Origin of the sequence: Paraburkholderia diazotrophica (assembly GCF_038900755.1) — a bacterium.
GTDB classification, from domain to species: domain Bacteria; phylum Pseudomonadota; class Gammaproteobacteria; order Burkholderiales; family Burkholderiaceae; genus Paraburkholderia; species Paraburkholderia diazotrophica_A.
Map to the genome: position 1 here is coordinate 88436 of NZ_JBBPEN010000009.1, position 25611 is coordinate 114046.

The 25611-nt window shown below is 64.3% G+C and carries 23 protein-coding genes and 1 pseudogene; 16 read left to right on the plus strand and 8 right to left on the minus strand.

Translation table 11 applies throughout. From position 1 onward, the window contains the following. Positions 1-151 precede the first annotated feature (151 nt). Positions 152-2146, minus strand: coding sequence for a protein-L-isoaspartate(D-aspartate) O-methyltransferase (locus tag AABE10_RS25580; protein ID WP_342936265.1), 1995 nt, complete (start codon positions 2144-2146; stop codon positions 152-154). A 377-nt stretch (positions 2147-2523) separates the two neighbouring features. Between AABE10_RS25580 and AABE10_RS25585 the strand changes: the two genes are divergently transcribed. The 3 genes from AABE10_RS25585 to AABE10_RS25595 are packed head-to-tail and all read left to right on the plus strand — an operon-like array spanning position 2524 to position 6906. Beyond that, positions 2524-3717 carry an HlyD family secretion protein gene (locus AABE10_RS25585; protein WP_342936014.1) on the plus strand — a complete coding sequence of 398 codons (1194 nt, stop codon included), beginning with the start codon at positions 2524-2526 and terminating at the stop codon, positions 3715-3717. Then, on the plus strand, positions 3717-5306 hold the full coding sequence (locus AABE10_RS25590; protein ID WP_342936266.1) for a DHA2 family efflux MFS transporter permease subunit: 1590 nt from the start codon (positions 3717-3719) through the stop codon (positions 5304-5306). Before AABE10_RS25585 ends, AABE10_RS25590 begins: the two co-directional genes overlap by 1 nt. 1 nt (position 5307) lies before the next feature. Then, positions 5308-6906, plus strand: a complete 1599-nt coding sequence (locus tag AABE10_RS25595; protein WP_342936015.1) for an efflux transporter outer membrane subunit — start codon at positions 5308-5310, stop codon at positions 6904-6906. Positions 6907-6979: 73 nt separating this feature from the next. Here AABE10_RS25595 and AABE10_RS25600 read toward each other — a convergent pair whose 3' ends face one another. Further along, the gene (locus AABE10_RS25600) at positions 6980-7150 is read right to left on the minus strand and encodes a hypothetical protein (RefSeq protein WP_342936016.1); all 171 of its coding nucleotides are present in this window, start codon (positions 7148-7150) and stop codon (positions 6980-6982) included. Between the two features lie 234 nt (positions 7151-7384). Beyond that, on the minus strand, positions 7385-7717 hold the full coding sequence (locus AABE10_RS25605) for a hypothetical protein (RefSeq protein ID WP_342936017.1): 333 nt from the start codon (positions 7715-7717) through the stop codon (positions 7385-7387). Between AABE10_RS25605 and AABE10_RS25610 the strand changes: the two genes are divergently transcribed. After that, the gene (locus AABE10_RS25610) at positions 7695-8000 is read left to right on the plus strand and encodes a hypothetical protein (RefSeq protein WP_342936018.1); all 306 of its coding nucleotides are present in this window, start codon (positions 7695-7697) and stop codon (positions 7998-8000) included. The two genes, AABE10_RS25605 and AABE10_RS25610, sit on opposite strands and share 23 nt — an antisense overlap. Positions 8001-8042: 42 nt before the next feature. Here AABE10_RS25610 and AABE10_RS25615 read toward each other — a convergent pair whose 3' ends face one another. After that, positions 8043-8606, minus strand: a complete 564-nt coding sequence (locus AABE10_RS25615) for a hemerythrin domain-containing protein (protein WP_342936019.1) — start codon at positions 8604-8606, stop codon at positions 8043-8045. A gap of 168 nt (positions 8607-8774) precedes the next feature. On the opposite strand from AABE10_RS25615, the gene AABE10_RS25620 reads away from it, so the two are divergent. The 4 genes from AABE10_RS25620 (at position 8775) to AABE10_RS25635 (ending at position 11059) form a co-directional block, all read left to right on the plus strand. Then, entirely contained in the window at positions 8775-8951 is a 177-nt protein-coding gene (locus AABE10_RS25620; RefSeq protein ID WP_342936020.1) for a hypothetical protein, read from the plus strand. Positions 8952-9170: 219 nt separating this feature from the next. After that, on the plus strand, positions 9171-9719 hold the full coding sequence (locus tag AABE10_RS25625; RefSeq protein WP_342936021.1) for a DUF4142 domain-containing protein: 549 nt from the start codon (positions 9171-9173) through the stop codon (positions 9717-9719). Positions 9720-9842: 123 nt separating this feature from the next. Next, positions 9843-10076: a DUF2795 domain-containing protein gene (locus tag AABE10_RS25630; protein WP_342936022.1), complete on the plus strand. Its 234-nt coding sequence runs from the start codon at positions 9843-9845 to the stop codon at positions 10074-10076. Then, positions 10076-11059 (plus strand): glycosyltransferase family 2 protein, encoded by a 984-nt coding sequence (locus tag AABE10_RS25635; RefSeq protein WP_342936023.1) that lies wholly within the window; start codon positions 10076-10078, stop codon positions 11057-11059. Before AABE10_RS25630 ends, AABE10_RS25635 begins: the two co-directional genes overlap by 1 nt. A gap of 12 nt (positions 11060-11071) precedes the next feature. Here the strand turns inward: AABE10_RS25635 and AABE10_RS25640 are convergent, their stop codons facing one another. After that, entirely contained in the window at positions 11072-13789 is a 2718-nt protein-coding gene (locus AABE10_RS25640; RefSeq protein ID WP_342936024.1) for an ATP-binding cassette domain-containing protein, read from the minus strand. 306 nt (positions 13790-14095) lie between these two features. Here AABE10_RS25640 and AABE10_RS25645 point away from each other — a divergent pair, with 306 nt between their 5' ends. From AABE10_RS25645 to AABE10_RS25680, 8 genes are all read left to right on the plus strand, one after another. Further along, the gene (locus tag AABE10_RS25645; protein ID WP_342936267.1) at positions 14096-15388 is read left to right on the plus strand and encodes a glycosyltransferase family 1 protein; all 1293 of its coding nucleotides are present in this window, start codon (positions 14096-14098) and stop codon (positions 15386-15388) included. 69 nt (positions 15389-15457) lie between these two features. Beyond that, complete coding sequence (locus AABE10_RS25650) at positions 15458-16108, plus strand: HAD family hydrolase (RefSeq protein ID WP_342936025.1); 651 nt, start codon at positions 15458-15460, stop codon at positions 16106-16108. Beyond that, positions 16108-17310, plus strand: coding sequence for a glycosyltransferase family 9 protein (locus AABE10_RS25655; protein ID WP_342936026.1), 1203 nt, complete (start codon positions 16108-16110; stop codon positions 17308-17310). The genes AABE10_RS25650 and AABE10_RS25655 overlap by 1 nt, the downstream gene beginning before the upstream one ends. A gap of 5 nt (positions 17311-17315) precedes the next feature. Beyond that, positions 17316-19082, plus strand: coding sequence for a carbamoyltransferase family protein (locus AABE10_RS25660; protein WP_342936027.1), 1767 nt, complete (start codon positions 17316-17318; stop codon positions 19080-19082). Next, on the plus strand, positions 19079-20137 hold the full coding sequence (locus AABE10_RS25665; protein WP_342936028.1) for a glycosyltransferase family 2 protein: 1059 nt from the start codon (positions 19079-19081) through the stop codon (positions 20135-20137). The genes AABE10_RS25660 and AABE10_RS25665 overlap by 4 nt, the downstream gene beginning before the upstream one ends. After that, positions 20134-21273, plus strand: coding sequence for a glycosyltransferase family 9 protein (locus AABE10_RS25670; protein WP_428983384.1), 1140 nt, complete (start codon positions 20134-20136; stop codon positions 21271-21273). Before AABE10_RS25665 ends, AABE10_RS25670 begins: the two co-directional genes overlap by 4 nt. After that, a complete protein-coding gene (locus AABE10_RS25675; RefSeq protein ID WP_342936029.1) occupies positions 21263-22219 on the plus strand; it encodes a glycosyltransferase family 4 protein in 957 nt (318 codons plus the stop codon). Before AABE10_RS25670 ends, AABE10_RS25675 begins: the two co-directional genes overlap by 11 nt. Before the next feature lie 14 nt (positions 22220-22233). After that, a complete protein-coding gene (locus AABE10_RS25680) occupies positions 22234-23247 on the plus strand; it encodes a UDP-glucuronic acid decarboxylase family protein (RefSeq protein ID WP_342936030.1) in 1014 nt (337 codons plus the stop codon). 11 nt (positions 23248-23258) lie between these two features. Here the strand turns inward: AABE10_RS25680 and AABE10_RS25685 are convergent, their stop codons facing one another. The 3 genes and pseudogenes from AABE10_RS25685 to AABE10_RS25695 all read right to left on the minus strand — a co-directional run bounded on the left by AABE10_RS25685 (position 23259) and on the right by AABE10_RS25695 (position 25536). Further along, entirely contained in the window at positions 23259-23645 is a 387-nt protein-coding gene (locus AABE10_RS25685) for a DUF3331 domain-containing protein (RefSeq protein ID WP_342936031.1), read from the minus strand. A 32-nt stretch (positions 23646-23677) separates the two neighbouring features. Next, positions 23678-24192: pseudogene (locus tag AABE10_RS25690) on the minus strand (Ohr family peroxiredoxin). A 294-nt stretch (positions 24193-24486) separates the two neighbouring features. Beyond that, on the minus strand, positions 24487-25536 hold the full coding sequence (locus AABE10_RS25695) for a LysR family transcriptional regulator (RefSeq protein ID WP_342936032.1): 1050 nt from the start codon (positions 25534-25536) through the stop codon (positions 24487-24489). Positions 25537-25611: the final 75 nt, after the last annotated feature.

Below are 25611 nucleotides of genomic sequence, written 5' to 3' on the forward strand. Positions count from 1 at the left end.
CTTTGTCGGGCTCGTCACGAGATTCACTCCTGCTTCCATCGCCGTTATGAAGCGCGCAAAGGCGCGCGAACGCTACCTGTCCTGCAAGCAGCGTTCCCACGCCGTTCCGGTCATCCTGTGACCGCCGATGACCGTCGCGATGACGCAAACTTCAAACGCCGAACGGATAGAGGTCCGGCGCGCGCTCGGTGGCGCGCGTGGCAAGCGGCGCGATCGCGTGTGTCGCGTCGAACCATACGAACGCGTCGAACTGTTCGGCAAGCGTCGCTTCCATGTAGTGACTATGCATCTCCGTATCGGGCCGGTAGATGACGCCGATGAAGCGTTCGAGTCGCGGCTCGCGCAACTGCGCGTGCGCCGTGTCCGTCAGGTCGACCATGCAGCGCGTCTGACCGGATGCATGGAACTGATGCTCGTAACTGTCCGGCCGCGAAGGCCGCACAACCTTGATCTGCATCGGACCATCCCAGTCCGACGCCGCGGCCACGGTGCCCACATGCGTGCCGAATCCCACGAGTGCCGCTGCGTCGCCGAAGCGCTCGCGGCAAAGCTGGCCGACGTTGAGTTCGTCGCGGACACGGCCCATCTCGGTCGCGGCCGCATCGCCGATGTGCGAGTTGTGCGCCCACACCACCGCCTTGCCATTGGGGCGACGCGATTCGAGCAGATGCGCCAGCGTTTCGAACATATGCGTGTCGCGCAGATTCCAGCTATCGGCGGCGCTGCGGTACATCGTCCGGTAGTAGCGCTCGGCCGATGCGACGAGCCGCGCGTTCTGCGCCGCGTCGAACCATGTTTCGGCATCCTCGTGCGCGTCCTCGAGACGCGTGCGCAATAGCTGCTGCAACTGCTCGACGACGGCATCTTCGCAGGTCTTGAAGCCCGCCGAGAATGCCGCTCGTCCGTACACCTGCGGGTCTTTCTGCCAGGGCGTCAAGCAGCCGTACCGCTCGCGCGCAACGGCTGCCGCTTCGGGATCGGTGCGATCGAGATAATCGAGCACGGCCGCCACCGACGCCGACAGGCTATACATGTCGAGACCATAAAAACCGCAGCGTTGCCGCGCGTCGAGCGGCTCGTTGTGGCTGCGCAGCCAGCGGACGAACGCGGCAAATTCTTCGTTGCGCCACATCCATGCGGGAAAGCGCTGGAACGGAAGCGCGTCGGTTCGCCCATCGCGCTGCCGCGCGTAACGATCGACGCTGGCCGCGTCAGGCCAGTCCGCCTCGACAGCAACGATATTGAAGCCGTGCCGTTCGACGAGACGCCGCGTGATCGCCGCGCGCGCGTCGTAGAACTCGGACGTGCCGTGACTGTTCTCGCCCAGCAGTACGATGCGCTTTGCGGCGAGGAAATCGAAGGCGTCGCCGAAAGACGCATCGTCGAATGCGGGCAACGGGCGCGCCGCCTCCGCAATCAGGCCCGCGAGCGACATCGCTTGCGATTGTTCGCGCTCCGCACGCGCGGCCTGCGGCGATCCGGCAAGCGCATCGTCGATTTCGGGCCAGCCCTGTTCGCCGATCAACGGCACGAAATGCACTTCGCCCAGGTCCTCTTCATCGAATTGCGTCGCGCTCTTGCGCGTGAGCTTGACGAGCCGCTGACGCTCGCGATGCACGCCGATCGGCATCACAAGCCTTCCGCCCATCGCGAGCTGTTCACGCCATGCGGGTGGCACATCGGGGCCGCCCGCCGCCGCAATGATCGCATCGAACGGCGCGCGCGCCGCCCAGCCGAGCGTGCCGTCCGCGTCATGCACATCGATATTGGCGAAGCCGTTGGCAGACAGCGTTTGCCGCGCCGACGCCGCAAGAGACGTGTCGCGCTCGATGCTGTCCACATGCGACGCAAGCCGCGACGCGACGGCAGCCGCGTAGCCGGAGCCCGTGCCGATGTCGAGCACGCGATCTTGCGGCGACAGTTCCGCCGCTTCGATCATCTTCGCGACGATGAACGGCTGCGAGATGGTTTGACCGCCCGCTAGCGGCAACGGCGTGTCGCTGTAGGCGATTTCCGCTAAGTGGCTCGGCACGAACACATGCCGCGGCAGCGTGCGCATCGCATCGAGAACACGCGGATCGCGAACGCCTCGCGATGCGATCTGCCTGTCCACCATTTGCTGCCGCTCGAAATCGAATGGTTCCATTTTCACAGGGACTTTCACGGGGACGTTGTCGCTGGATACACCTGGATGCAAGCATCGGCTGTTCCGCGAACGTTCGGTCGCGCTTGCGAGCGCACTTCGGCTGCTTACGTGCGCCGCGGCGCAACTTCATCCGGCGAGGCACGCCGTATGCTTCTGCGTCAGCGTTACAAGCGCTGGAACCCGTATTCCACCGCCGTGACTTTCGTCCGGCGTCGCGCTTGCCGTGACGATGCACGCCGGACAGCCCGCCGGTCAGTCATCTCCAGAGCAAGTCCGGAAATTGCTGGCCCAACGGTGGCGCCGCGATGCCTGTCGTGTCGCCCGTTGCCTTCCTGATTTCGCCCCACTCATCGAACTTCTTCTTCGACGCGCATCCCATGTCCGATCAAACCGGCTCCGCTGAACAGCAACCCGAACAGCACCCCTCTTCCAGTGAGCCAAAAAAGAATGGTGAACAGGGCGCGCATAAAAATAACGGGCACAAAGGAAATGGCAACGGCAATGGAAACGGCGACAGCGGCAAAGAGCGCAAACGCCCGGGCAAGCTGCCGTTGATCATTCTTGCCGCCGTCGTCGTGCTATTGCTCATCGTCGCGTTTGTGTGGTGGTTCGCGACACGCAACCAGGAGAGCACCGACGACGCCTACACCGACGGCAACGCCGTCACGCTCGCGCCGAAAGTGTCCGGTTACGTGGTGCGCCTCGCCGTCGACGACAACGCATTCGTGCACGCAGGGCAGCTTCTCGTCGTCATCGACAAGCGCGATTACCAGGCGCAGGTCGATGCCGCGCAGGCTCAGTTGGGACTCGCGCAGGCACAGCTCGATTCGTCGCAAGTCCAGCTGGATATCGCGCGCGTCCGGTATCCGGCCGAGTATCGCGAAGCCCAGGCGCAGGCGTCGTCGGCCAGCGCGAGCATGAAGCAGGCGCAGGCCGCGTATGAGCGCCAGCACGCCGTCGATCAGCGCGCGACGTCGCAACAGAACGTCGATACCGCCGACGCTCAATGGCGCAGCGCGAAGGCCAACGTGACGCAAGCCCAGGCGCAAGTGAAGACGGCGAGCCTCGTCGCGCAGCAGATCAGGCAGGCGCAGGCGCTCGTCGAAGAACGCCGCAAGCAGGTCGACCAGGCGCAGGCGCAACTGGAGCAGGCGCAGTTGAACCTCTCGTATTGCGAAGTGCGCGCGCCCGCCGATGGCTGGATCACGAAGCGCAACGTTCAATACGGCAGCTTTCTGCAAGCAGGCGTTTCGCTCTTTTCGATCGTGACGACGCGTGTCTGGGTCACAGCCAACTTCAAGGAATCGCAACTGGAGCGCATGCGGCCCGGCGACAAGGTCAAGATAGAAGTCGATGCCTATCCGAAGCTCGATCTCGAAGGCCACGTCGACAGCTTCCAGTTGGGCTCGGGCTCGCGATTCTCCGCATTTCCCGCCGAGAACGCGACGGGCAACTTCGTGAAGATCGTGCAGCGCGTTCCCGTCAAGATCGTCATCGACAGCCAGATGCCGCAAGGCCAGCCGCCGCTCGGCCTGGGGCTGTCCGTCACGCCGAAGGTATATCTGCAATGATGGATGCCCAATCGCAAGCGCAAGGCGACGCGCAATCGAACTGGCGTCCCGCCGCCAACCCGTGGCTGATCGCCATCTCCGTCACGCTCGCCGCTTTCATGGAAGTGCTCGATACGACCATCGTGAACGTCGCGCTGCCGCACATCGCGGGCACGATGTCCGCGAGCTACGACGAAGCCACGTGGACACTGACGTCCTATCTCGTCGCCAACGGCATCGTGCTGCCGATATCGGGCTTCTTCGGCCGCGTGCTCGGCCGCAAGCGCTACTTCGTCGTCTGTATCGTGGCGTTCACGATCTTCTCGTTTCTGTGCGGCGTTGCGACCAATCTCGGGCAACTGATCGTGTTCCGCGTGTTGCAAGGATTCTTCGGCGGCGGCTTGCAGCCCAACCAGCAGTCGATCATTCTCGACACCTTCCCGCCCGCGCAGCGCGGTCGCGCGTTCTCGATCTCCGCAGTCGCGATCGTCGTCGCGCCCGTGCTCGGACCGACGCTCGGCGGCTGGATCACGGACAACTTCTCGTGGCGCTGGGTTTTTCTGCTCAACGTGCCCGTCGGCGTGCTGACGTCGCTCGCGGTGATGCAACTCGTCGAAGATCCGCCGTGGCGCAACGCGCCGGGCAAGCAGTCGATCGACTACATCGGCATCGCGCTGATCGCGATTGGACTCGGCTGCCTGCAGGTCATGCTCGATCGCGGCGAGGACGACGACTGGTTCGCGTCGCCGTTTATCTGCACCTTCGCGGTGCTGGCGGTGGCGGGCATCGTCGGCGCGACGTTCTGGCTGCTCTACACGAAAAAGCCCGTCGTCGATCTCGTCTGCCTGAAGGACCGCAATTTCGCGCTGGGCTGCATCTGCATCGCCGCGTTCGCGACCATTCTTTACGGCAGTGCCGTGCTCGTGCCGCAACTGGCCCAGCAGCAGCTCGGCTACACCGCGATGCTCGCGGGGCTCGTGCTGTCGCCGGGCGCGCTGCTCATCACGATGGAGATACCCATCATCAGCAAGCTGATGCCTCATGTGCAAACGCGCTTTCTCGTCATGACGGGCTTTGTTCTGCTCGGCTTCGCGCTGATCTATTCGCATACGCTCACGCCCGATATCGATTACTTCACGCTCGTGAAAATGCGCAGCTCCCAGTCGCTCGCGATCGGCTTTCTGTTCGTCCCGATCACGACGCTCGCCTATCTGACCGTGCCGCAGCGCCTGAACGACGATGCGTCTGCGCTCTTCACGATGTTTCGCAACGTCGCGGGTTCGATCGGGATATCGCTGTCGACGGCGATGATCCGCGAGCGCGTGCAGGCGCGCATGGCGCATCTCTCCGTGCACATGTCGCCGCTGTCGCAGAACTTCAACGACGCGCTCCAGCAGAACGCCCATGCGATCACCGCGCTGAACGGCGCGCCGATGGCGCAGGCGCTCCAGTCCGCGACGGGCCGCATGTACGAAACCTTCGTCGCGCAGTCGACAATCCTCGCGTATGTCGATGTGTTCGCTATCCTCGCCGTATTCTGCTTCGCCTGCGCGCCGATGACGCTGCTCTTCTCGCCCGTGAAGGCATCGGGCGGCGCAGGAGGACACTGACATGCGCGCGCGTTTGCACGGATTCGCCCGACGGATAGCGGCATGCTGCATCGTGGCGCTTGCGAGCGGCTGCACTGTCGGTCCCGATTTCAAGCCGCCTTCCGCCGATGCGCCGGGGGCGTGGCACGACATGCAGCACACGGCGACTCCGCAGACGCAGGAGAGCCACGCGCCCGCCTCCGTTCCGACCGTCGACTCGGACCCCGATCCCCGGTGGTGGCGCAGCTTCAACGATGCCACGCTCGAAAGCCTGATCGCGCGCGCCGTGCAGGGCAACCTGGAATTGCAGCAGGCGGTGTGGCGCATCGTCGAAGCGCGCACGCAGGTGCAGGGCACGGCCGCGCAGGGACTGCCCAACATCAGCGCCACGGCGAGCTACAAGCGTGAGCAGCTCGGCGCGAAAGGGCTGTTCGAATCGCAAGGCATCTATGACGACGTGAACCGGCTCGGCGCGCCCAATTCGCCCATCGATCAGATTGCGCCAGGCGCGGGGCCCAAAGTGCAGCAAGCGGCGACGAACGCGCTCAATCAGTTCACGGAGCCCATCAACCTGTGGCAAGTGGGCTTCGACGCGTCGTGGGAGCTGGATCTGTTCGGACGTGTGCGACGTTCCGTGGAATCGGCCACGGCGCAAGTGCAAGGCGCAGAGGAAAGCCGCAACGACGCGCTGATCTCGCTCGAAGCGGAGGTGGCCCAGACGTACATCCAGTTGCGCGGCGCGCAGGCGCTGCGCGCGCTCACGTCGAATCTGATCGACGAGCAGAGCACGATAGTCGATCTGACGAAGAGTCAGGCTCGCGTGGGGCTCGCGAGCGAACTGGACGTGAAGAGCGCGAGCGCGCAACTCGCGCAGACGCGCGCGCTGCTGCCGCAATACGATCAGCAGGCGGAGCAGGCGATGAACGGCCTCGCGTACCTGATCGGCGAGACACCAGGCGCGCTCGATGCCGAACTCGCCGCGCCCTCCGCGATTCCGCCAGGGCCGCCGACGATCCCCGTCGGCGTTCCGTCGACGCTCGCGCGCAGGCGGCCCGACATACGCCGCGCGGAAGCGAGTCTGCATGCCGCGACGGCCAATGTCGGCGTGGCCGTGGCCCAGTTCTTCCCGGACATTTCGCTGACGGGGCAAATCGGCACGCGCGCGACGAATGCGCGTGACCTCGCGCGCTGGTCGCATCTGTTCTGGTCAGTCGGTCCCGCGATTTCGCTGCCCGTCTTTCAGGGCGGCGCGCTCGTGTCGAATCTGCATCTGTCGAAAGCCGAACAGCAGGTCGCGGCGCTCGATTACCGCAAGACGGTTTTGGGCGCGCTGCGCGATGTCGACAACGCGCTCGCCGTCTATCGCACCGACCAGTCACATCGCGACGCGCTGGCCGACGAGGCGGCCGCGCAGCAGAGTGCGTTCGACCTTGCGCGCGACAGCTATCGGAAGGGGCTTGTCAGCTTCATCAACGTGCTCGATGCCGAGCGCCAGCTTTCGCAGGCCCGCCAGCAACATGAACAGGCGACGATGCAGGTGTCCACCGATCTCGTCGCGCTGTACAAGGCGCTTGGCGGCGGCTGGCAGGAGGATGCCGTCCGCGATTTGCAGCCTCGCTGATGCGGTGCATCGCTGTTCCATATCGTCCGGCACGATGGGCCGCGCGCCGCGTTCCGCGCGTGTGCCGCTCACGTCATTCTTCGTCGTCAGGCACGACCTGACCGGGCTCCAGATCCTGAATCTCGACCAGCTCGCCGTCGACGACCATTTCCGCCCCTGGTTCGATCGTCTCGCCCAATACCGGGTCGCCGTCCACGATCAGGCGGATGGGCGTGTCTCCCTCGTTGGTCACTCTCACTTTCATCGCAGTGCTCCTTGACGTCATTAAAGTCCGATGTTCAACCGGCTCCTGGACGTACGTGCAAGAACGCGGCCCGCTCCTTGCGGCGTGTACGTCGCCGTAAAGAGCCCATGTGCACCATCCGCGACGGGGCGAACGCTGGAATACGCGTTGCTATACCGACTATATACGGACGGGCGCATGTCGTCAGGCGCCATACGTTCGCAAAGGAGCTTCGGATATGAAACTCGTCGCGCGTCATCTCGCTGTCGCGTTCGCGGCGGCAGCATTGGCATTCGGCACAGCTGCCTGCCAAAAGGTCGACGATAAAAGCTCGAACAGCATGGGCTCCGGCAGCAGCGGCGTGATGAGCAACACGGCGGGCATGAGCGGCACGCCGGGGCAAAGCGCGGCGGCCAGGGGCGCCAGCGGCAATGCGGCCGCTGCGAGCATGCCGCCCCCATCAAGCGAGGCGCCCGTCGCCAGTTCACCTTCGGCGGGTGCAAGTGCCGTGCCTTCCGGGGCCAGCCAATAGACCACCAGGACACCAACAGATTGGAGAACAGAGATGCCGATAATCGCCCGAGTCATCGAAACCTTGACGGAAGCCAATGCGGCGCGCGACGCCGTACTGCGCTGCGGCGTGCCGCCCGACTGCGTGACGCTATGGTCGCAAGCCGACGAAGCAGGCGGTGTGCGCGGCAACTTCCTGACGGGCGACTGCGAAACGGGACGTTCGGAACCGGACGAATACGACCGCAAATTCAAAGACGTCGATACGGGCGCAAGGTTCACGCTCAGTGTGGACGCGAGCGACGAGCAGATGCCTTCAGTGGAAGCCGCGCTCGAGGCGAGCAAGCACGACGGCCGATGACGCAGTCTTCCCGGTCGCTTCGGGTTATCTCGCCGCTTCGAGTCAGTTCGCCTCGCGATCGAACGCGGGGCTTCCATCACCGGCGAGCTTGCTGCCTGCCGCTTCGAGCCTTTTCATCAGCACTTCTTTTTGCGTGACGATTTCCTCGCCGAGGCTCACGAGATCGATCCCGCTCTTGAGCAATTCAGGAAACAGAACGGATTCCTCTTCCAGGATGTGCTGACGCACGATCCCCGACAGCACTTCGAATGTCGCATCGAAGCCGCGGTCTCCGGGCTTTAATGATTCGAATCTGGCGATCAGTGTCTTCATCACGAAGTGCTCGACATAGGCTTCGTCTACGTCGATTTCCTCTGACTGCTGCAACGCCTTGTACGCGGCGGGATAAAGAATCTCCTCCTCGATCAGCGTATGAACGGTCAGCTCTTCGCATGCGCGCTGCGCGAGCGCGCGCTTTGCTTCGAGGTCGGTATCCGCTGTCCGGTGGAATGCGTCGAAGAGTTGCTCGGCAATGCGATGGTCTGCCCTCAGCACTTCGATCGCGTCGCGCGCCGCATTTTCCACGGCGGCCTCGGCTGCGAGTTCCTTGTTTGCGTCTTCGCTCATCATTGCCTCCTGGGAAAATTTCGCTAATAGATAAACGCGGCGTCGATCGACGGATGTAGCAAGCGCCATTCCGCACATCGCCGTGACGCTTGCCCCGCAGACGCACAGGTACGCTGATTGCACGAAACAGCAAGGTCAAGAACCACGCACGGACTAAAGAGGAAGATCATGAAACACGGCTCCGACCATCCCCGCGAAGAGGATACACACCACAAGAAAAATCCACCGGCCGACACGGCGCAACAGGCCAAGGACGAAAAGGAAAGAAGCAAGCATCCTGCATCGGAAAACGCGCTCGAATCGACTCAGGACAAGAATCCTGTGCCGGAGGAATCGAAACGCTAGGCCGCTGCCGCCCGTTCACTACGCCGCGCGCGTTCGCCGAAGCGGCACATCGATTGCAGCACGCCCGTCGTCATGCGTCGGCCGTCCACGCAACAGGCGGCAGCCACGTCAAGCGTGAACGCGCGTGCCCGACATGCGGTTCACTGCTTGCTCCGTTCTTCAATGAAGCTAACCAGTCATCGGTCAAACGGGTCCGATGCACAACTCAGGGAGAAATCGATGAAGCTCAAGTACGCGATCATTTGCACGAGCCTCTATGCGGGCGCGCTCGCTGTTTCGCCGCTAGCCGCGGCGCAAACGGAAGCCGCCTCGACGACGTCCGCGAACCCGCTGGCGCAGGCCGATAGGGACTTCGTGCAGGCGGCGTCGATGTCGTCATCGACGGAAATCGACGCAGCCAAGCTGGCCACCAAGCATTCGCAGGACAAGGATGTGAAATCGTTCGCGCATCACATGATGCTCGATCACACCAAGCTGACCGTTCAACTGAAAATGGCCGCGCCACACGGCGTGACCGTGCCGAAGGACAACTCCGACACGGAGCTGATCGGCTCGCTGCGCAACCTCAATAACAAGGCATTCGACCAGGCGTACATCACGAAGGTTGGCCTCGAAGGCCACAAGCAAGCCATCGCGGCGTTCGAGAAGGAAATCTCGGACGGCCAGGACGCGAAGTTGAAGAAGGCGGCGCAAGACGCATTGCCCACCATCCAGAAGCACTATCAGATGGCGCAGGACCTTGCGGCCAAGAAGGGAGTTTCGCAATAGCATCAGTAACGACCATAGCGGCAACTATGGCCGCAACAACACGCTGGCATCGCGCATGCAACCTCTCGCAGATCGCGGCGACCAACACGGTCCGCGCTGCGTTGATAACCAGGGAGAAAGCTTATGTCACAGCATCCGGCTCATTCGCAGGATCAACGTCATCCTGGACAGCCCAACCCCATCGACATCCAGAAGGCCCTATCGGGCGTCGACTATCCGACCACGCGCGAGAAGCTGGTCGAACGAGCTCGCCATAATCACGCGAACACGGACATCGTGGATCTGATCGACAAGCTTCCCGATCACAACTACGACAGTCCGGCTGCGGTGTCGAAAGAAATTTCGCGCATCCAGTGATGCAAGCCAGCGCTTCCAGCGATGCGCAACGGCGTGCAGGCTCGCGCGTCAGCGTCGTCGTCCTGACGCACAACCGGGCCTCACGCCTTCTCGACACATTGCGGCGTCTGCGCGCGCTGCCCGAGCGCCCCGCCATCGTCGTCGCGGACAACGCGTCCACCGACGAGACCGTGCTGATGGCCGACCTCACCTACCCCGACGTGCACATCGTCCAATGCGAGAGCAACATGGGCGCGGCGGGCCGCAACCGCGCGGTCGAATGCGTCGACACCGAGTACGTCGCGTTCTGCGACGACGACACCTGGTGGGAGCCGGGCTCGCTGGAACAGGCGGTGCGGCTGCTCGACGCGCACCCTGAAATCGGCGTGCTCAACGCGCGCATCGAAGTGGGCGAGTCGGGAGAAACAGACGCGACGTGTCTGTTGATGCAGCACAGTCCACTCGATCCGGGCAAACTGCCTGGCCCGTCGCTCATCGGCTATATGGCGGGCGCCTGCGTATTCCGAACCGCCGTGTTCCGCGAGGCAGGCGGCTACGATGCGCGCCTTTTCATCGGCGGCGAAGAAGAGCTCGTTGCGCTCGACGTGCTCGCGAATGGCCACGCGATCGTCTACCGCGACGCGCTCGTGGTCAAGCATCATCCGTCGCCGGCACGCGACAGCGCATTGCGCCGGCGCACGCTCGCGCGCAACGCGGCGTGGACGGGATGGATGCGTCTTCCCGTTGCAGAGGCGTTCACGCGGACACTGCGCGCATTCTCGACTTTCAGGCGCGAGCGCACGCTATGGCACGACGGCACCGCGATGCTGCGCGGCTTGCGCTGGGCGCTGCGCGAACGCAAGCGCTTGCCCGACAGCGTGCTTGCAATGCGCCGCGTGGTCCAACGTCACGAACGCAATCTTCAATCGATGCCGCAGCCGGCCCAAACCGCGAACGCCGGCGAATCGCGCGCGACACAGTACGAAGAGACAACCGGGCGATAGGTTCTCCGCACCTTACGACGCAAGCGACTCGCCTTGCCTGTCTGCAACATTGCGAATCGCGGCGATCAACGCGGGCGCCGCGATGGGCTTGGTCAGATGCGCGTCGAAGCCGGCCTTGGCCGCGCGGGCGCCATCTTCCGTTTGCGTGTAGCCCGTCAGTGCAATGGCGGGAAGATGTCGTTCGGAACGCGCTTCATGCTGCGTTTCAAAGGCCCCGACAAAGGCTCTGATGCGTTCGAGCACCTGGTAGCCATCTTCTGCGCGCAGCACGATATCGCACAGCAGGACATCCGGCCATTCCTGCGCCGGCGTGCTCGCGAGCACGGCTAGCGCCTCGTCGCCGGACGCCGCGAGTTGCACGCGCGCGCCGCTCGCGCTCAGCACGGCTTCGAGCGCATCGCGCGCATCTTCCTGATCGTCGATGGCGAGCACGCACAAGCCCTTCAGCGGCGCCTGCATGGCGAGCGACGATCCGTCGCTGACAGAAGGCGGCGCTTCGCGCGGCAAAGCCGCCGCATCGTCGTCGAGAACGGGCCGCAACGGCAAGACCATCACGTACGCAATGCGATTGTCGACGGGCATCACGGTGAGTCTGCCGCCGAGCGCAGCGAGCTTCGCTTCCATCGTTCGCGCGGCTTCCTGCGAGAGTTGGACAGAACCCTCCCGTGTGCCGGTCACGCTGATCCACGCATGATTCTGACGACGCTCGACGCGCAATTCGACACGCCCCCCGATGCGTGTCTGCTCGATTTCACTCCGGCAAAGCGTGCCGATCGCCTGTTGCAGTTCGACGGGATCGCCCGTGACCCGCAACTCTTCCGGCGGCACGACCATCCGCCACGTGATGCGCCGTTGCGCGATCGTGGCTTGCAGCGGCGCCATTGCATCGGAGATCACCACATCGAGGCGCAACGATTGCGCCGACACCTTGCGTTGCAGATGCTCCAGCTCGCCCTGCTGCCATTGAAGCGCCCACATCTTCGCGTAGACGGCGTTGCGCGACAGCAGCTCGCCGTGCGTGCCCTGCTCGACGATGCGCCCATGCTCCATCACGAGTATCCAGTCCGCGTCGACGACAGTCGACAGGCGATGCGCGATCGAGATGGACGTGCGCCCTTGCGCGAGCCGGTTCAGCTCGCTCTGGATCGCGCGTTCGGAGCGGGTATCGAGCGCCGACGTCGCCTCGTCGAACACGATGACGCGCGGATTCTTGAGAATAGCGCGCGCGATCGCGATGCGCTGCCGCTCGCCGCCCGACAGCCGCACGCCGCGTTCGCCGACTCGCGTGTCGTAGTGATCGGGCAGACGCTCGATGAAGTCGTCGAGCTGCGCTGCTCTTGCCGCGCGCACCACATCGGCGCGCGACGCGCCTTGCTTGCCATACGCGATGTTGTACGCAATCGTGTCGTTGAACAGCACCGTGTCTTGCGGCACGATTCCGATCGCTTCGCGCAGGCTCTTCTGCGTCACGACTTGCAGATCCTGGCCGTCGATCAGCACGCGGCCCGACGTCGGCTGATAGATGCGGAACAGCAGCTTGATGAGCGTCGATTTGCCCGATCCGCTGCCGCCCACGACGGCAAGGCGATGCCCCGGATGAACGCGGAACGTCACGTCGCGCAACACCTGGCGCGCGGGATCGTAGCCGAAGTTGACATGCTCGAACTCGATGGCGCCTTCCGTAATAGCCAGCGCCCGCGCGTTCGGCAGATCGACGTCCTCGCCCGGCACGCCGCGCGCGACAAGAATGGCAAACATGCGCTCGACGTTGACCTTTGCGTCGTTGGTCTCGCGGAACACGAAGCCGAGCGTATTGAGCGGCATGCACACCTGAATGATGTACGCATTGATCAGCACCAGATCGCCGACGCTCATGACGCCCGTCATCACGTGCTGCACGGCGAGCAGCAGAACGGCCGCAATGCCCATCGCGATCACGGCGCTCTGTCCGACGTGCAGTGTGGTAAGCGCGCGCTGGTTCGCGATGCGCGCATCGACCCATTGCGCGAGCACCGCGCTCAGACGGCGCGTTTCCGTCTCTTCCGTCGCGAAGAACCTGACCGTGTCGTAGTTCAGCAGACTGTCGACGAGCCGCCCGTCCGACTGCGCCTCGATCTCGTTGACACGGCGCTGCACGACGAGACGCCGCTGCGTAAAGATGTATGTATAAACCGCATAGCCCGCAAAAGTTGCCGCAATGATGATCGTGAAGGTCCATGAGTAATTGCGCATCACGATCGCGACGATCGTACCGATCTCGATGAAGGTCGGCACGATCGAAAAAAGCGCCGTCCCGAGCAGAAAGCCGATCCCGTCCGTGCCTTTCTGCACGTCGCGCACGACGCTGCCCGTCTCGCGCTGAGCATGAAAGCGCGCGCCGAGCCGGTGCAGATGCGCGAAAGTCCGCTCGGCGAAATCCGCAACCGTGCGCTGGGTGACGGCGCTGAACACGACGTCGCGCGCCTCGTTCAGCGCATCGGCGAAAAAGCGCAGCAGCGCATACGCGAGCACCAGAAATACGGGGAATACAACAGGCGATTCCGGGTGGCTCAATTCGTCGACGATATGTTTGAGCGTCAGCGGAATCGCGACGGCTGAGAGCTTCGCGAAGATCATCAGCGCGAATGACGCGGCCGTGACCGTCCGGTAGCGGAGCACCGCGCGCAGCAGGTCGCCGACGATCAGTCCTCGGATGCGCGAAAGAGATTGGGTTGCGTGAGTCGTATCCATCGTCCTGTGCCGCTAGCATGCCGTGCGCCCGGCACCATCCCCGACGCTCTCACACATTGCGAAGCGCTTTTTACACGACGCTTGTAATTCGGGGCACGCCACAGCGCTTCGAGCGATGCGCGTTCGGCGAAATAAGCATGCGCGCCGAGCACAACGATGGAAATGGGCGTTCTCATCGAGCGGCACATCGCATGCTGAAACAAGGTACGCACTGCTCAGATGCGATTGCGAAGAAGCAGCGCCATTCCGATCAACCGCCCTATGACCATCAACAAAGGGGCCATGAAGGAACCAAAAGGGATCACGATGAAGATTGCCATCATCAGCGAACACGCGTCTCCCCTTGCCGTTGCGGGTGGCGTCGACAGCGGCGGACAAAACATCTATGTCGCGAATGTCGCGAGACAGCTGCAGCGAAGCGGCCATCAGGTCGACGTCTTCACGCGGCGCGATCGCGCGTTGCTGCCGTCCGTCTCGAACATGGACGGAATCCGCGTGATCCACGTGCCGGCGGGCCCGCCGCTGCAACTGCCCAAGGAGCAGTTGCTGCCGTACATGGGCGAATTCGCCGACTTTCTGATCGGCTTCTTTCGCCGAGAGAAAACGCCGTATCACGTGATGCACGCGAACTTCTTCATGTCCGGGCTGGCCGGCCTCAAGGTCAAGCGCGCGCTCGGCGTGCCGCTCGTCACGACGTTTCATGCGCTCGGACGCGTTCGCCGCCTTCATCAGGGCACCGACGACGGCTTTCCCGACGAGCGCTTTGCGATCGAGGACGAACTCGTCCGGCGTTCGGACGCGATCATCGCCGAGTGTCCGCAAGATGAAGCCGATCTGATCGATCTGTATCACGCGGACTCCGAACGCATCGACATCGTGCCTTGCGGCTTCGACGCCGACGAATTTCATCCGATGGACCGCGACGCCGCGCGCGATGCACTGGGCTGGCCGCGCGACCGGTTCATCGTGTTGCAGCTCGGGCGGATCGTGCAGCGCAAGGGCATCGACAACGTGATTCGCGGCGTCGGCGCGCTCAAGGCGCAGCACGGCGTCGATGCGCGGCTTTACATCGTCGGCGGCAATTCCGACGCGCCGAATGAAATCGCCACGCCCGAAATTGCGCGGCTGCGTGGCATCGCGACGCAGGAACAGATTGCGAACGAAACGATCTTCGTCGGCCGTCGAGGACGACGGCGTCTGCGCATGTTCTACAGCGCGGCGAACGTATTCGTGACGACGCCCTGGTATGAGCCGTTCGGCATCACACCCGTCGAAGCGATGGCATGCGGCACGCCCGTGATCGGCGCGGACGTCGGCGGCATCCGGTATTCGGTGAAGCACGGCGAGACTGGCTGGCTCGTGCCGCCGCGCGACCCGGCCGCGCTCGCAATAAAGCTGGCCACGCTGCAGCGCGATCCCGAACTCGCGCGCCGGATGGGCGAAGCAGGGCTCGCTCGCGCGCAAGCCGAGTTCACGTGGAGCGGCGTGTGCGAGTCGTTGACGGACATCTACCGGCGTGTCGCCGACGTGAACACGGTCTTCGCCCGAAGCGAATCGAGCGAGGCACTGCGCTCGGCAGCGGGAGGCGCGGCCGGCTAGCGGCGCTGGCCGGCCGTGCATCGTCCGCACGTCGAGTCACATCCGATATCCGATTCATCCGAGGTTGCAATGCTCACGCCGTCGTTCACGCCTTCCATCACGCCGCCTGCCGATCGGCACCAGTCGGCCGTCTTTATCGACAAGGACGGCACGCTCCTCGAGGACGTACCGTACAACGTCGATCCGCAGCAGATGCGCTTTGCGCCCGGCGCGTGCGAAGCGCTATGCGCGCTCGCATGCTGTCCGTTCAAGCTGATCGTCATCAGCAATCAGAGCGGTGTCGCGCTGGGACGCTTCGATATCAGCGCACTGGATGCCGTCGAAGCGAAGCTGCGCGACATGTTCGCGTCGTGCGGCGCGACGCTCGACGGCGTGTACTGGTGTCCGCATCATCCCGAAGGCAGCGTGCCGACCTACGCGCACTCATGCGACTGCCGCAAGCCCGCACCGGGCATGCTGTTGCGGGCGGCACGCGAGCACGGCATCGACCTGGATACGTCGTGGTTCGTCGGCGACATACTCGATGACGTCGAAGCGGGCAACGTCGCGGGCTGCAAGACGATATTGCTCGACAACGGTCACGAGACGGTATGGCGCCGAACGCAAACGCGCATTCCGACCGCCTATGCGCGCGACCTCCATCGCGCCGCGCTGATGATCCTGCAGTACCACGAAAAGTGCAGCGCGGGCACATCCGATCTGTCGGGCCAGGCGGCATGATGAAAAGTCTCGCAATGCTTCCACCGCCCAGCGCGGCGCATGCACCCGTCGCGGCATCGCATGCGCTCGCGCCATGGGGCGACGACGTTAAGCGCATCCTGTGCGTGCGCACCGACAATCTCGGCGACGTGCTGATGACGACGCCTGCCTTTCACGCGTTGCGTGCCGCGTGCCCCGGCCGTCATCTGACGATGCTCGCATCTGCGGCCGGCGCGGCCCTTGCGCCCTTTCTGCCCGATATCGACGATGTGATCCACTATGAAGCGCCGTGGTCGCGCTCGCGTCCTCCGCGCTCACATCCCGCCGATCTGGCAATACGCGCGTTGCTCGAAGAAGGGCGTTTCGACGCCGCCGCGATCTTCACCGTCTACAGCCAGAACCCGTTGCCCGCCGCGACGATGTGCTATCTCGCGGGCATTCGGCACCGGCTCGCACGTTGCCGCGAGAATCCATATGCGCTGCTCGACGACTGGGTGCGCGAGACGGAACCGGAGCAAGGCACGCAGCACGAAGTCGAACGGCAACTGTCGCTCGTGCAGGCCGTCGGAGCGAGCACGAACGACACGCGCATGCGCATGCGCGTGCGAGAACTCGACCGCAGGACGCTGGCCGCGACGCTCGCCCGTCGACATATCGATGCCTACGTTCCCTTCATCGTCATTCATCCCGGCGCGAGCGCCGAATCGCGCCGCTATCCTGCCGAACGCTTCGGGGCGGCTGCCGCGCAATTCGGTCGCGCAACGGGGATGAACGTGCTTGTCACGGGCGGCGAAAGCGAAGCGCCGCTGGTACGCGCGGTGATCGATGCCGCCGGCCCGTCTGTGCGGCCGTTCATGCACGATCTGACGGATGCGTTCGACCTCGGCGCGTTCGCTGCGCTGATCGAAAGAGCGACGGTCGTGGTGTCGAACAACAGCGGACCTGTACATATCGCGTGCGCGCTCGGCACGCCCGTCGTCGATCTGTATGCGCTGACCAATCCGCAGCATGGGCCGTGGCAAACACCGCATCGCGTGCTGTTCAACGATGTCGAATGCCGCTGGTGCTATCGCAGCGTCTGTCCTCAGGGACATCACGCGTGCCTGCGCGGCATCCCGCCCACCGAAGTCGCAAAGGCCGCGCTCGATCTGCTCGACGACACCAGCCCGCCTTCGTCGGGCACGCAACTGGCATCCAACGCAATCGCAACTCACACGGGGTGACGTTCATGTACACACTGGGAATCAATGCCGTCTATCACGACAGCGCCGCCGTGCTCGTACGCGACGGCGTCGTGCTGGCCGCCGCAGAGGACGAGCGCTTTACGCACATCAAGCACGCAAAACGGCCCGTGCCTTTCTCGACATGGCAACTGCCGTTCGATGCAATCGATTACTGTCTGGGCGCCGCTGGCATCACGTTGAAGGACGTCGATCACATCGCGTACTCCTACGACCCCGCGCTGTTCGCCGGCATGCCGAAAGAACCGCAAGCAACGATTGCGCTTCCTTTCGATCCCGCGCAATCCAGAATCGCGAACCCGTCGGAGTCGCCGTGGGACCCGCTTTTTCTGAGCTATATCGCGAATGCAAAGGGGCAACTGCTCGACGGCGCGCCGCATCATCTGTCGAAGCGATTCAAGGGCGTCGATCGCAATGACTGTTTCGAGTGGCACTTCGTCGATCATCATCTTGCGCATGAAGCGAGCGCCTTTCTCGCGAGCCCCTTCGACGATACCGCCGTGCTCACGATGGACGGCCGTGGCGAAGGCGTGACGACGAGCATGGGGCAGTTCGTCGGCGGCAGGTACACGCGGCTGCGTCAAGTCGAGTTGCCGCATTCGCTGGGGCTGCTGTACGAAGCCGTGACGGCATGGCTCGGCTTTTTGCACTCGTCCGACGAGTACAAGGTGATGGCGCTCGCGTCGTATGGCAAGCCCGCCTATGTCGATCAGTTCCGTGCGATCGTCAAGGTGAGACAGGACGGCACGTATACCGTCGATGCGCCACGTCTCGTCGAACGCTTCGGCACGCCGCGCGAACGGGGCGCCCCGCTGGAGCAGCGGCACTTCGACATCGCGCATTCGCTGCAATGCGTGCTGGAGGAAACGGTCTTGCATCTCGCGCGCTGGCTGCATCGGCAGACGGGATTGACGCGGCTGTGCATGGCGGGCGGCGTCGCGCTCAACTGCGTGATGAACTCGAAGATTCGCGACCAGGGGCCGTTCGATGAAGTCTGGGTGCAGCCCGCCGCCGGCGACGCGGGCACCGCACTCGGCGCCGCGCTATGGACCGACTATCGAGAGCGCGGCGACAACACGCGCCACTGGACGATGGACCACGCGTACCTCGGTCCCGATTACGCGGACGATGAAATCGAGCGCTTCCTGAAATGGTCGAAGATACCTTATCGCCGTGCGAAAGATGTCGTGAACGAAGCGGCCGACATGCTCGCCGGCAACAAGGTAATCGGCTGGTACCAGGGGCGCACGGAATTCGGGCCGCGCGCGCTGGGCGCCCGCTCGATTCTCGCGTCGCCGATCGATGCGGGCATGCAGGCAAGGCTCAACGAGATCAAGGACCGCGAGGATTTCCGGCCCGTCGCGCCCGTCGTGATGGAAGAGCACGCGGCCGACTGGTTCGTCGGCGGGCAGCGCGCGCCGTTCATGCTGTTCGTGTTCGATGTGCGCGAAGAACAGGCGTCGCGTATTCCCGCCGTGCGGCATGTCGACGGCACCGCTCGCGTGCAGACGGTGAACCGCGCGCAGCATGCGCTCTATTACGATCTGCTCGACGCGTTCCGGCAACGCACGGGCGTGCCCGTGCTGGTGAACACGTCGTTTAATACGCGCGGCGAGCCAATGGTCAATTCCCCGCGCGATGCCGTCGAATCGTTCTGGACGTCCCCGCTCGACGCCCTCGTGATCGGACCGTTCATCGTCGAAAAGGCGGGCTCGGCACGTTCGGGCGCTATGCATGCGGAGTCCGCGGCATGAATGCGCGCAACCTGGATACATTCGATCATGGCTCCGCGCGACACGACACCGGGGCCGGCGCGGCAGGCGCCGACTGCGCGCAATGCGACATCTCCGTGGTCGTGCCCACGTACAGACGGCCCGCGCTGCTCATCGTCTGTCTGAACGCGCTGGCCGCGCAGGACTTCGACGCGCGCCGCTATGAAATCATCGTCTGCGACGACGGCCCCGACGACGCGACGCAATTGACGGTGCAGCGTTTCGCGGACCAGATGTCCGCGCGCGGGCTCACGGTCCGCTACTTGCCCGTGAGGGCAACGCAAGGGCCAGCCGGGGCGCGCAACGCGGGCTGGCGCGCGGCGCGCGCGCCGCTGATCGCCTTCACCGACGACGATACGATTCCCGATCCGCACTGGCTCACGGCGGGCGCCGCCGCACTCGCGACGGGCGCCGACGCTGCATCAGGCACCATCGCCGTGCCGCTGCCCGACACGCCCAGCGATTACGAACTCGATGCGAGCGGCCTCGCGCGCGCGGAGTTCGCCACCGCTAATGCGTTCGTGCGCCGCTCGCGGCTCGTCGCAATGGGCGGCTTCGACGAACGGTTTACATCGGCATGGCGCGAGGACTCCGACTTGCAGTTCGCCGTGCTTCAGGCGGGCGGCCGCATCGTGCGCGCGTACGATGCCGTCGTCGTGCATCCCGTGCGCCCCGCGCGCTGGGGCGTGAGCCTCGCGCAGCAGAAGAAGAGCCAGTTCGAAGCGCTGCTGTTTCGCAAGCATCCCGCGCTCTATCGGCAACGGATCGACGCGGGGCCGCCGCACCTCTATTACGCGATCGTCGCGAGCATGCTGTGCGCGTGCTTCGCCGCGCTCACGGGGCACGGATTGCTCGCAGCGGCTGCGCTGATCTTGTGGGCGCTGCTGACCGCGAGCTTCTGTGTCGCGCGTCTGCGCCGCACGCGACGCGACTTTCCGCATATCGCCGAAATGGCATGGACGTCGATGCTTATTCCGTTTCTTTCCATCTACTGGCGCCTGCGCGGCGCGACCCGTTACAAGGTGTTCTTCCTGTGAGTTCCTTCATCGATCGACTCGCCCCACAACGCATCGTGGTCTTTCGCGCGCTGCAACTCGGCGACATGCTGTGCAGCGTTCCCGCGTTGCGCGCGCTGCGCCGCGCGGCGCCGCACGCGCATATCGCGCTGATCGGTCTGCCGTGGGCTCAGGTGTTCGTCGACCGATACGCTGCGCTGATCGACGAACTGATCGTGTTTCCCGGCGCAACCGGCTTTCCCGAACAACGCGAAGACGATAGCGCGCTGCCCGCGTTCATCGGCGCGATGCGACAGCGCGCGTTCGATCTCGCGATCCAGTTGCACGGCAGCGGCGGCATTGCGAACGATATCGTGTGCCGCTTCGGCGCGCGCGCGTATGCGGGCTTCGTGCAGCCCGGCGAGATCGCGCGTTCGGGCTGTTTCATCGAATGGCCTGACAGGCTGCCGGAGCCACATCGCTATCTCGCGCTGACGAATGCAATGGGCGCGCCGTGCGAAAGCGATGCGCTCGCGTTCGAACTGAACGCGCGCGATGAAGCCGAATATGCGTCGCTCGCCGCCGCGCACGGCATCGAAGCGCATCGGCTCGTGCTGATTCACCCAGGCGCGCAATTGCCGTCGCGCCGCTGGCCCGCCGCGCGCTTTGCGCACGTCGCCGATGCGCTCGCCGCCGATGGCTGGCAGATCGCCGTGACGGGCACGGCCGCGGAAGCGGAGTTGACGGCCACCGTGCTCGGCCTGATGACCGCGCCCGCGTTGCATCTGGCGGGCTCGACTTCGCTCGGCTCGCTGGCGGCGCTGGTCGATCGCGCGCGGCTCGTCGTCTGCAACGACACGGGCATGTCGCACATCGCGGCGGCGATGCGCACGCCGAGTGTCGTCGTCGCGTCGGGCAGCGACACGCGCCGCTGGGCGCCGCTCGATCGCGAGCGGCATCGCGTGCTCGCGGACTATCCGCACTGCCGTCCGTGCGCGTTTCGCGTGTGTCCTTATGGGCACGAGTGCGCGTTGAACATCGCCGTGCAGGACGTCGTGCAGGCAGCACGCGACATGCTGGCGCGCGATTGCGATGCGAATCCCGCCGCGCCCTGCACATTGCATGCGGCCGATGCTTCCGTTCCATCTGCTCATGAGGAGGCGCGTCATGTTGCATAGCTGTCGCCGGCTGCGCGTGCTGACCTGGCATGTGCACGGCAACTATCTGTACTACCTGACCCAGGCCCCGCACGATTTCTATCTCGTCACCAAGCCCGGCAATCCGCCCGGTTATGCGGGCGCGAATGGCACGCTGCCGTGGGGCGATAACGTGCATGAGGTGAACATCGACGAAGTGGCGTCGAAGGAATTCGACGTCGTGCTGTATCAGCATCGTCAGCACTGGGACCATGACCGCGAGCACGTGCTCTCCGATGCGCAGCGCCGCTTGCCGCGCATCTATGTCGAGCACGATCCGCCGATGGAGAACCCGTATCAGCAATGGCACTGGGTCGACGATCCCGGAACACTGCTCGTTCATGTCACGCACTTCAACCAGTTGATGTGGGATTGCGGCGCGACGCCGACGCGCGTCATCGAGCACGGCGTGGTCGTGCCCGAAGGCGTCCGGTATAGCGGCGAGCGCGAGTGCGGGATCGTCGTCGTCAATCATCTCGCGCAGCGCGGACGGCGTCTCGGCAGCGACGTATTCACGCAGTTGCGTTCCCGCGTGCCGCTCGATCTCGTCGGCATGGATGCGCAAAGCTGCGGCGGCATCGGCGAGATTGCGAATCTCGAGCTTGCCGCGTTCATCGCGCGTTACCGCTTCTTTTTCAATCCGATCCGCTGGACGAGCCTCGGCCTCGCGATCGTCGAGGCGATGACGGTCGGCATGCCTATCGTCGGGCTTGCGACGACGGAGTTGTCGACGGTGATCCGCAACGGCGAAAACGGCTTCATCGACACCAGCACGGATGCGCTCGCCGATGCGATGCACGCGCTGCTACGCGATCCGGCGCTCGCGCGCTCGCTGGGCGACAACGCGCGGCGCACGGCGCTCGAGCGTTTCCATATCGACCGTTTCGTGCAGGACTGGCACGACACGCTAACGCAGGTCACGGCCTGACACGGAGCACGACGATGAAAGAGATATCGCGCAAACGCATTCTCGTGACGGGCGGCGCCGGGTTTCTCGGCTCGCATCTGTGCGAGCGGCTCGTCGCGCAAGGCCACGACGTGCTGTGCGTCGACAACTTCTATACGGGCACGAAGGACAACATCGCGCATCTGCTCGACTGCGCGAATTTCGAACTGATGCGTCACGACGTGACATTTCCGCTGTACGTGGAAGTCGACGAAATCTACAACCTCGCGTGCCCTGCTTCGCCGATTCACTATCAGCACGATCCCGTGCAGACCACCAAGACCAGCGTGCACGGCGCGATCAATATGCTGGGACTCGCGAAGCGCGTGAAGGCGAAAATCTTTCAGGCGTCGACGAGCGAAGTCTATGGCGATGCGCGCGTGCATCCGCAAAAGGAGGACTACTGGGGCCACGTAAATCCCATCGGTCCGCGTTCGTGCTACGACGAAGGCAAGCGCTGCGCGGAAACGCTCTTCGTGGATTACCGGCGCCAACATGGGCTCGATATCCGCATCGCGCGCATCTTCAATACCTATGGACCGCGGATGCATCCCGCCGACGGACGCGTGGTGTCGAACTTCGTAATCCAGGCGTTGAGCGGCGAACCGCTGACCGTCTATGGCGACGGCTCGCAGACGCGCTCGTTCTGCTTCGTCGACGATATGATCGACGCGTTCATCCGGCTGATGAACCTGAACGAAGATCCCAACGGCCCCGTCAATCTGGGGAATCCGCATGAAGTGTCGATGCTCGCGATCGCGCAACGCATCGTCGAGATGACGGGTTCGTCGTCGGTCATCGAGTTTCGCCCACTGCCCGTCGACGATCCGTGGCATCGGCAGCCGGACATCAGCCGTGCAAGACAATTGCTGGCATGGGAGCCGCATACGTCGCTGGATGAAGGGCTCGACGCGACGATCCGCTATTTCTCGGCGCTGCTGCGCGCGACGCCGCGCACGCATGGCACTGCGCGCGATGCTGGAGCGACGGCGTCGATCGCACAGCTGTAGCATTCGCGTCTTCAATGTCCGTCGGCGGATGGTCCGTGCCACTCTCTTTGCAGCGTGGCGGCGAGAATCATGTCGAGCGCGTTCAATGGCTTCGCGCCTGCGCGAACGAGCGGCCGGAACACGGGGTCGCCGCGCCGCACGGGTGCTCCCGTCAGCCCGCACACGCCGGACGTGCGCGCAAAGCCCGCTCGCCACATCTGATCCTGATACCGGCCGAATGTAGAGTCGCTCCACGAGACGAGTATTGTCGACGTGGTCTGCCGCTCGATGCGATCGATCGACGATGCATTCGCAACGGGAGCACGCGCCGGACGACAGAGTTCGCGCGACTCCCGCATATCGGGCGCCTGTCCGCGCAACCAGCCGACGATCTGAGACCACGGATCACTGCCGTTCATGTTCGAACTCCTTCGCTGATGCGCGCGCGGCGTTATGCTTCGTCAGCGCTATCCGCCTGCGCGAGCACGACGACGTTTTCGATGCCTTGCCGCGCCATCTTCGTGTAGGGGCAAAAGCGCTCCGTGTCGCGCGCAAGCTGCTCCGCGAGAGCGCGCTCGACGCCCGGCAAGCGAATGCGCGTATTGGCGGCCAGCAGAAACAGGCCATCGACGGGATCGCGGCCGAATCCGACTTTGACTTCCACCGATGCATCGGCTACGGGAACGCCTGCCCGCATCGCAAGCAGGCTCAGCGCGCCGTGAAAGCAGGCCGCGTACGCAGCCGCGAGCAACTGCTCGGGTTCGCGCCGCCGCCCGGTCCGCCGAGCGCTTCGGGCAAGCGCAACTCGATCGCGAGATTGCCGTCGTCGGAACGCACGATGCCCGAGGCGCGCCCATGACACGCATCGCCGCCTGTCACGCAGACCGTCGTCGAGTACAGCGTTTGAGTGTCTTTACCGCTGTACTTGTCGAGCAGCGTCAATGGCGGTGGGCGTAATGCGGTCACAGCGCGTCATCCGTTCAAGCTGTGCCTGCCGCTTGTCGCGACGGCCTTGCTGCCGATGTGTTCCGTGCTGCCCGTCACGACGATCTTCATTCACTTTCCTTGCGAGCTAGTGCGCGGCCGCGAGGCCGCTACTGCATACCAAGCGCGAATTACGAATTGCGCGCGCTCCGTATGTGAAGATCGTAGGCTCGCGCGCCGCCCGGCAGAAGAGCCGCAGAAGGACCCATCGTGTTGCGTCACGGGCACCAATCGGCATGTCGAGGAACGTTGAAGAGGTCGGCGTCATGCGCGTCGTCAATCGACGGCGGATTCGACCTCGGGCATCTCTTGCGTCGTGCTCAGATACTGCAAATCGAGCGCTCTCGTGTGCTCGGTCATATAGTCCACGAACACGCGGATTCTCGCGGGAAGATGCTTGCGGCTCAGATAGCAGATGTAGTGGCCGCCGTCGTCGGGCGCGTATTGAGGCAGACAGCACAGCAGCCGGCCCTGCTTGAGCAGATCGCACACCTGATACGCCGGCAGTTGCGCGATGCCTTCGCCGTCGAGCACGGCCTGCAAGATCAGTTCGGCGTCGTTGAACGTATGCTGCGCGGCCGGCTGGCGCCGCTGCGGCAGACCGTCTACCTTGAATTCCCATTCCCTGATGCGGCCCGACGTCATGCGGAAGTTGATGCAATCGTGAGCGGCCAGTTCGTCGACATGGCGCGGCAGGCCGTAGACCTGCGCATACGCGGGCGAAGCGCAGACGATCATCTGCATCGGTATCAGCTGGCGCGCGACGATCTCGCTGTCCTCCATGCGTCCGTCGCGGAATGCGACGTCGATGCGGTCCGCCGTGAAGTCAGTGGGGCGGTCGTTCAGCAGCAGCTCTAGCGCGATGTCGGGATAGCGCGCGCGAAAGCCGCGCAACAACGGCGCGACGATCTTGCGGCCGAAGCCCGGTGTCGAGCCGACGCGCAGACGGCCGCGCGGCGGCCCGCTGCGCAGATCGCGCATGTCTTCCAGCGCCTGCGCGATGCGCTCGACGCCCGGCTGACATTTCTCGTAGAACAGTTCGCCCTCGCGCGTCAGCGACGTGCTGCGCGTCGTGCGAAAAAAGAGCCGCGCATCGAGCTGGGCCTCGAGCTTCTGCACGTTGCGGCTGACGGAAGAGCGGCCGATGCCGAGGCGATCGCCCGCGCGGGCAAAGCTGCCTTCGTTGGCAACGGCCAGAAAGGAAACGACGCCGGCGTAACTGGTCGCAAAGCTGCTGGCGATCGGATCGTCGGCGCTGAGGGCCGAACTGCGTGATGGGGCCGAACTGCGTGGTGGGGCCGAACTGCGTGGTGGGTAGTCTGACATGGCGCGCATAGTCGGTGGGTCGGTATCCGACTAGACGTATGAGCGCCCCCGCTTGTGACATCGCTCGCTGCATTT

Excerpts from the sequence above, each read along its gene's own strand:
- AABE10_RS25650 (WP_342936025.1), top strand. The coding sequence starts at position 15,458 with ATGCTCACGCCGTCGTTCACGCCTTCCATCACGCCGCCTGCCGATCGG.
- AABE10_RS25695 (WP_342936032.1), bottom strand. The coding sequence starts at position 25,536 with ATGTCAGACTACCCACCACGCAGTTCGGCCCCACCACGCAGTTCGGCC.
- AABE10_RS25625 (WP_342936021.1), top strand. The coding sequence starts at position 9,171 with ATGAAGCTCAAGTACGCGATCATTTGCACGAGCCTCTATGCGGGCGCG.
- AABE10_RS25675 (WP_342936029.1), top strand. The coding sequence starts at position 21,263 with ATGTTGCATAGCTGTCGCCGGCTGCGCGTGCTGACCTGGCATGTGCAC.
- AABE10_RS25685 (WP_342936031.1), bottom strand. The coding sequence starts at position 23,645 with ATGAACGGCAGTGATCCGTGGTCTCAGATCGTCGGCTGGTTGCGCGGA.
- AABE10_RS25660 (WP_342936027.1), top strand. The coding sequence starts at position 17,316 with ATGTACACACTGGGAATCAATGCCGTCTATCACGACAGCGCCGCCGTG.
- AABE10_RS25665 (WP_342936028.1), top strand. The coding sequence starts at position 19,079 with ATGAATGCGCGCAACCTGGATACATTCGATCATGGCTCCGCGCGACAC.
- AABE10_RS25590 (WP_342936266.1), top strand. The coding sequence starts at position 3,717 with ATGGATGCCCAATCGCAAGCGCAAGGCGACGCGCAATCGAACTGGCGT.
- AABE10_RS25645 (WP_342936267.1), top strand. The coding sequence starts at position 14,096 with ATGAAGATTGCCATCATCAGCGAACACGCGTCTCCCCTTGCCGTTGCG.
- AABE10_RS25630 (WP_342936022.1), top strand. The coding sequence starts at position 9,843 with ATGTCACAGCATCCGGCTCATTCGCAGGATCAACGTCATCCTGGACAG.
- AABE10_RS25605 (WP_342936017.1), bottom strand. The coding sequence starts at position 7,717 with ATGACTCGGGCGATTATCGGCATCTCTGTTCTCCAATCTGTTGGTGTC.
- AABE10_RS25610 (WP_342936018.1), top strand. The coding sequence starts at position 7,695 with ATGCCGATAATCGCCCGAGTCATCGAAACCTTGACGGAAGCCAATGCG.
- AABE10_RS25615 (WP_342936019.1), bottom strand. The coding sequence starts at position 8,606 with ATGAGCGAAGACGCAAACAAGGAACTCGCAGCCGAGGCCGCCGTGGAA.
- AABE10_RS25595 (WP_342936015.1), top strand. The coding sequence starts at position 5,308 with ATGCGCGCGCGTTTGCACGGATTCGCCCGACGGATAGCGGCATGCTGC.
- AABE10_RS25635 (WP_342936023.1), top strand. The coding sequence starts at position 10,076 with ATGCAAGCCAGCGCTTCCAGCGATGCGCAACGGCGTGCAGGCTCGCGC.
- AABE10_RS25620 (WP_342936020.1), top strand. The coding sequence starts at position 8,775 with ATGAAACACGGCTCCGACCATCCCCGCGAAGAGGATACACACCACAAG.
- AABE10_RS25585 (WP_342936014.1), top strand. The coding sequence starts at position 2,524 with ATGTCCGATCAAACCGGCTCCGCTGAACAGCAACCCGAACAGCACCCC.
- AABE10_RS25600 (WP_342936016.1), bottom strand. The coding sequence starts at position 7,150 with ATGAAAGTGAGAGTGACCAACGAGGGAGACACGCCCATCCGCCTGATC.
- AABE10_RS25655 (WP_342936026.1), top strand. The coding sequence starts at position 16,108 with ATGAAAAGTCTCGCAATGCTTCCACCGCCCAGCGCGGCGCATGCACCC.
- AABE10_RS25580 (WP_342936265.1), bottom strand. The coding sequence starts at position 2,146 with ATGGAACCATTCGATTTCGAGCGGCAGCAAATGGTGGACAGGCAGATC.
- AABE10_RS25640 (WP_342936024.1), bottom strand. The coding sequence starts at position 13,789 with ATGGATACGACTCACGCAACCCAATCTCTTTCGCGCATCCGAGGACTG.
- AABE10_RS25680 (WP_342936030.1), top strand. The coding sequence starts at position 22,234 with ATGAAAGAGATATCGCGCAAACGCATTCTCGTGACGGGCGGCGCCGGG.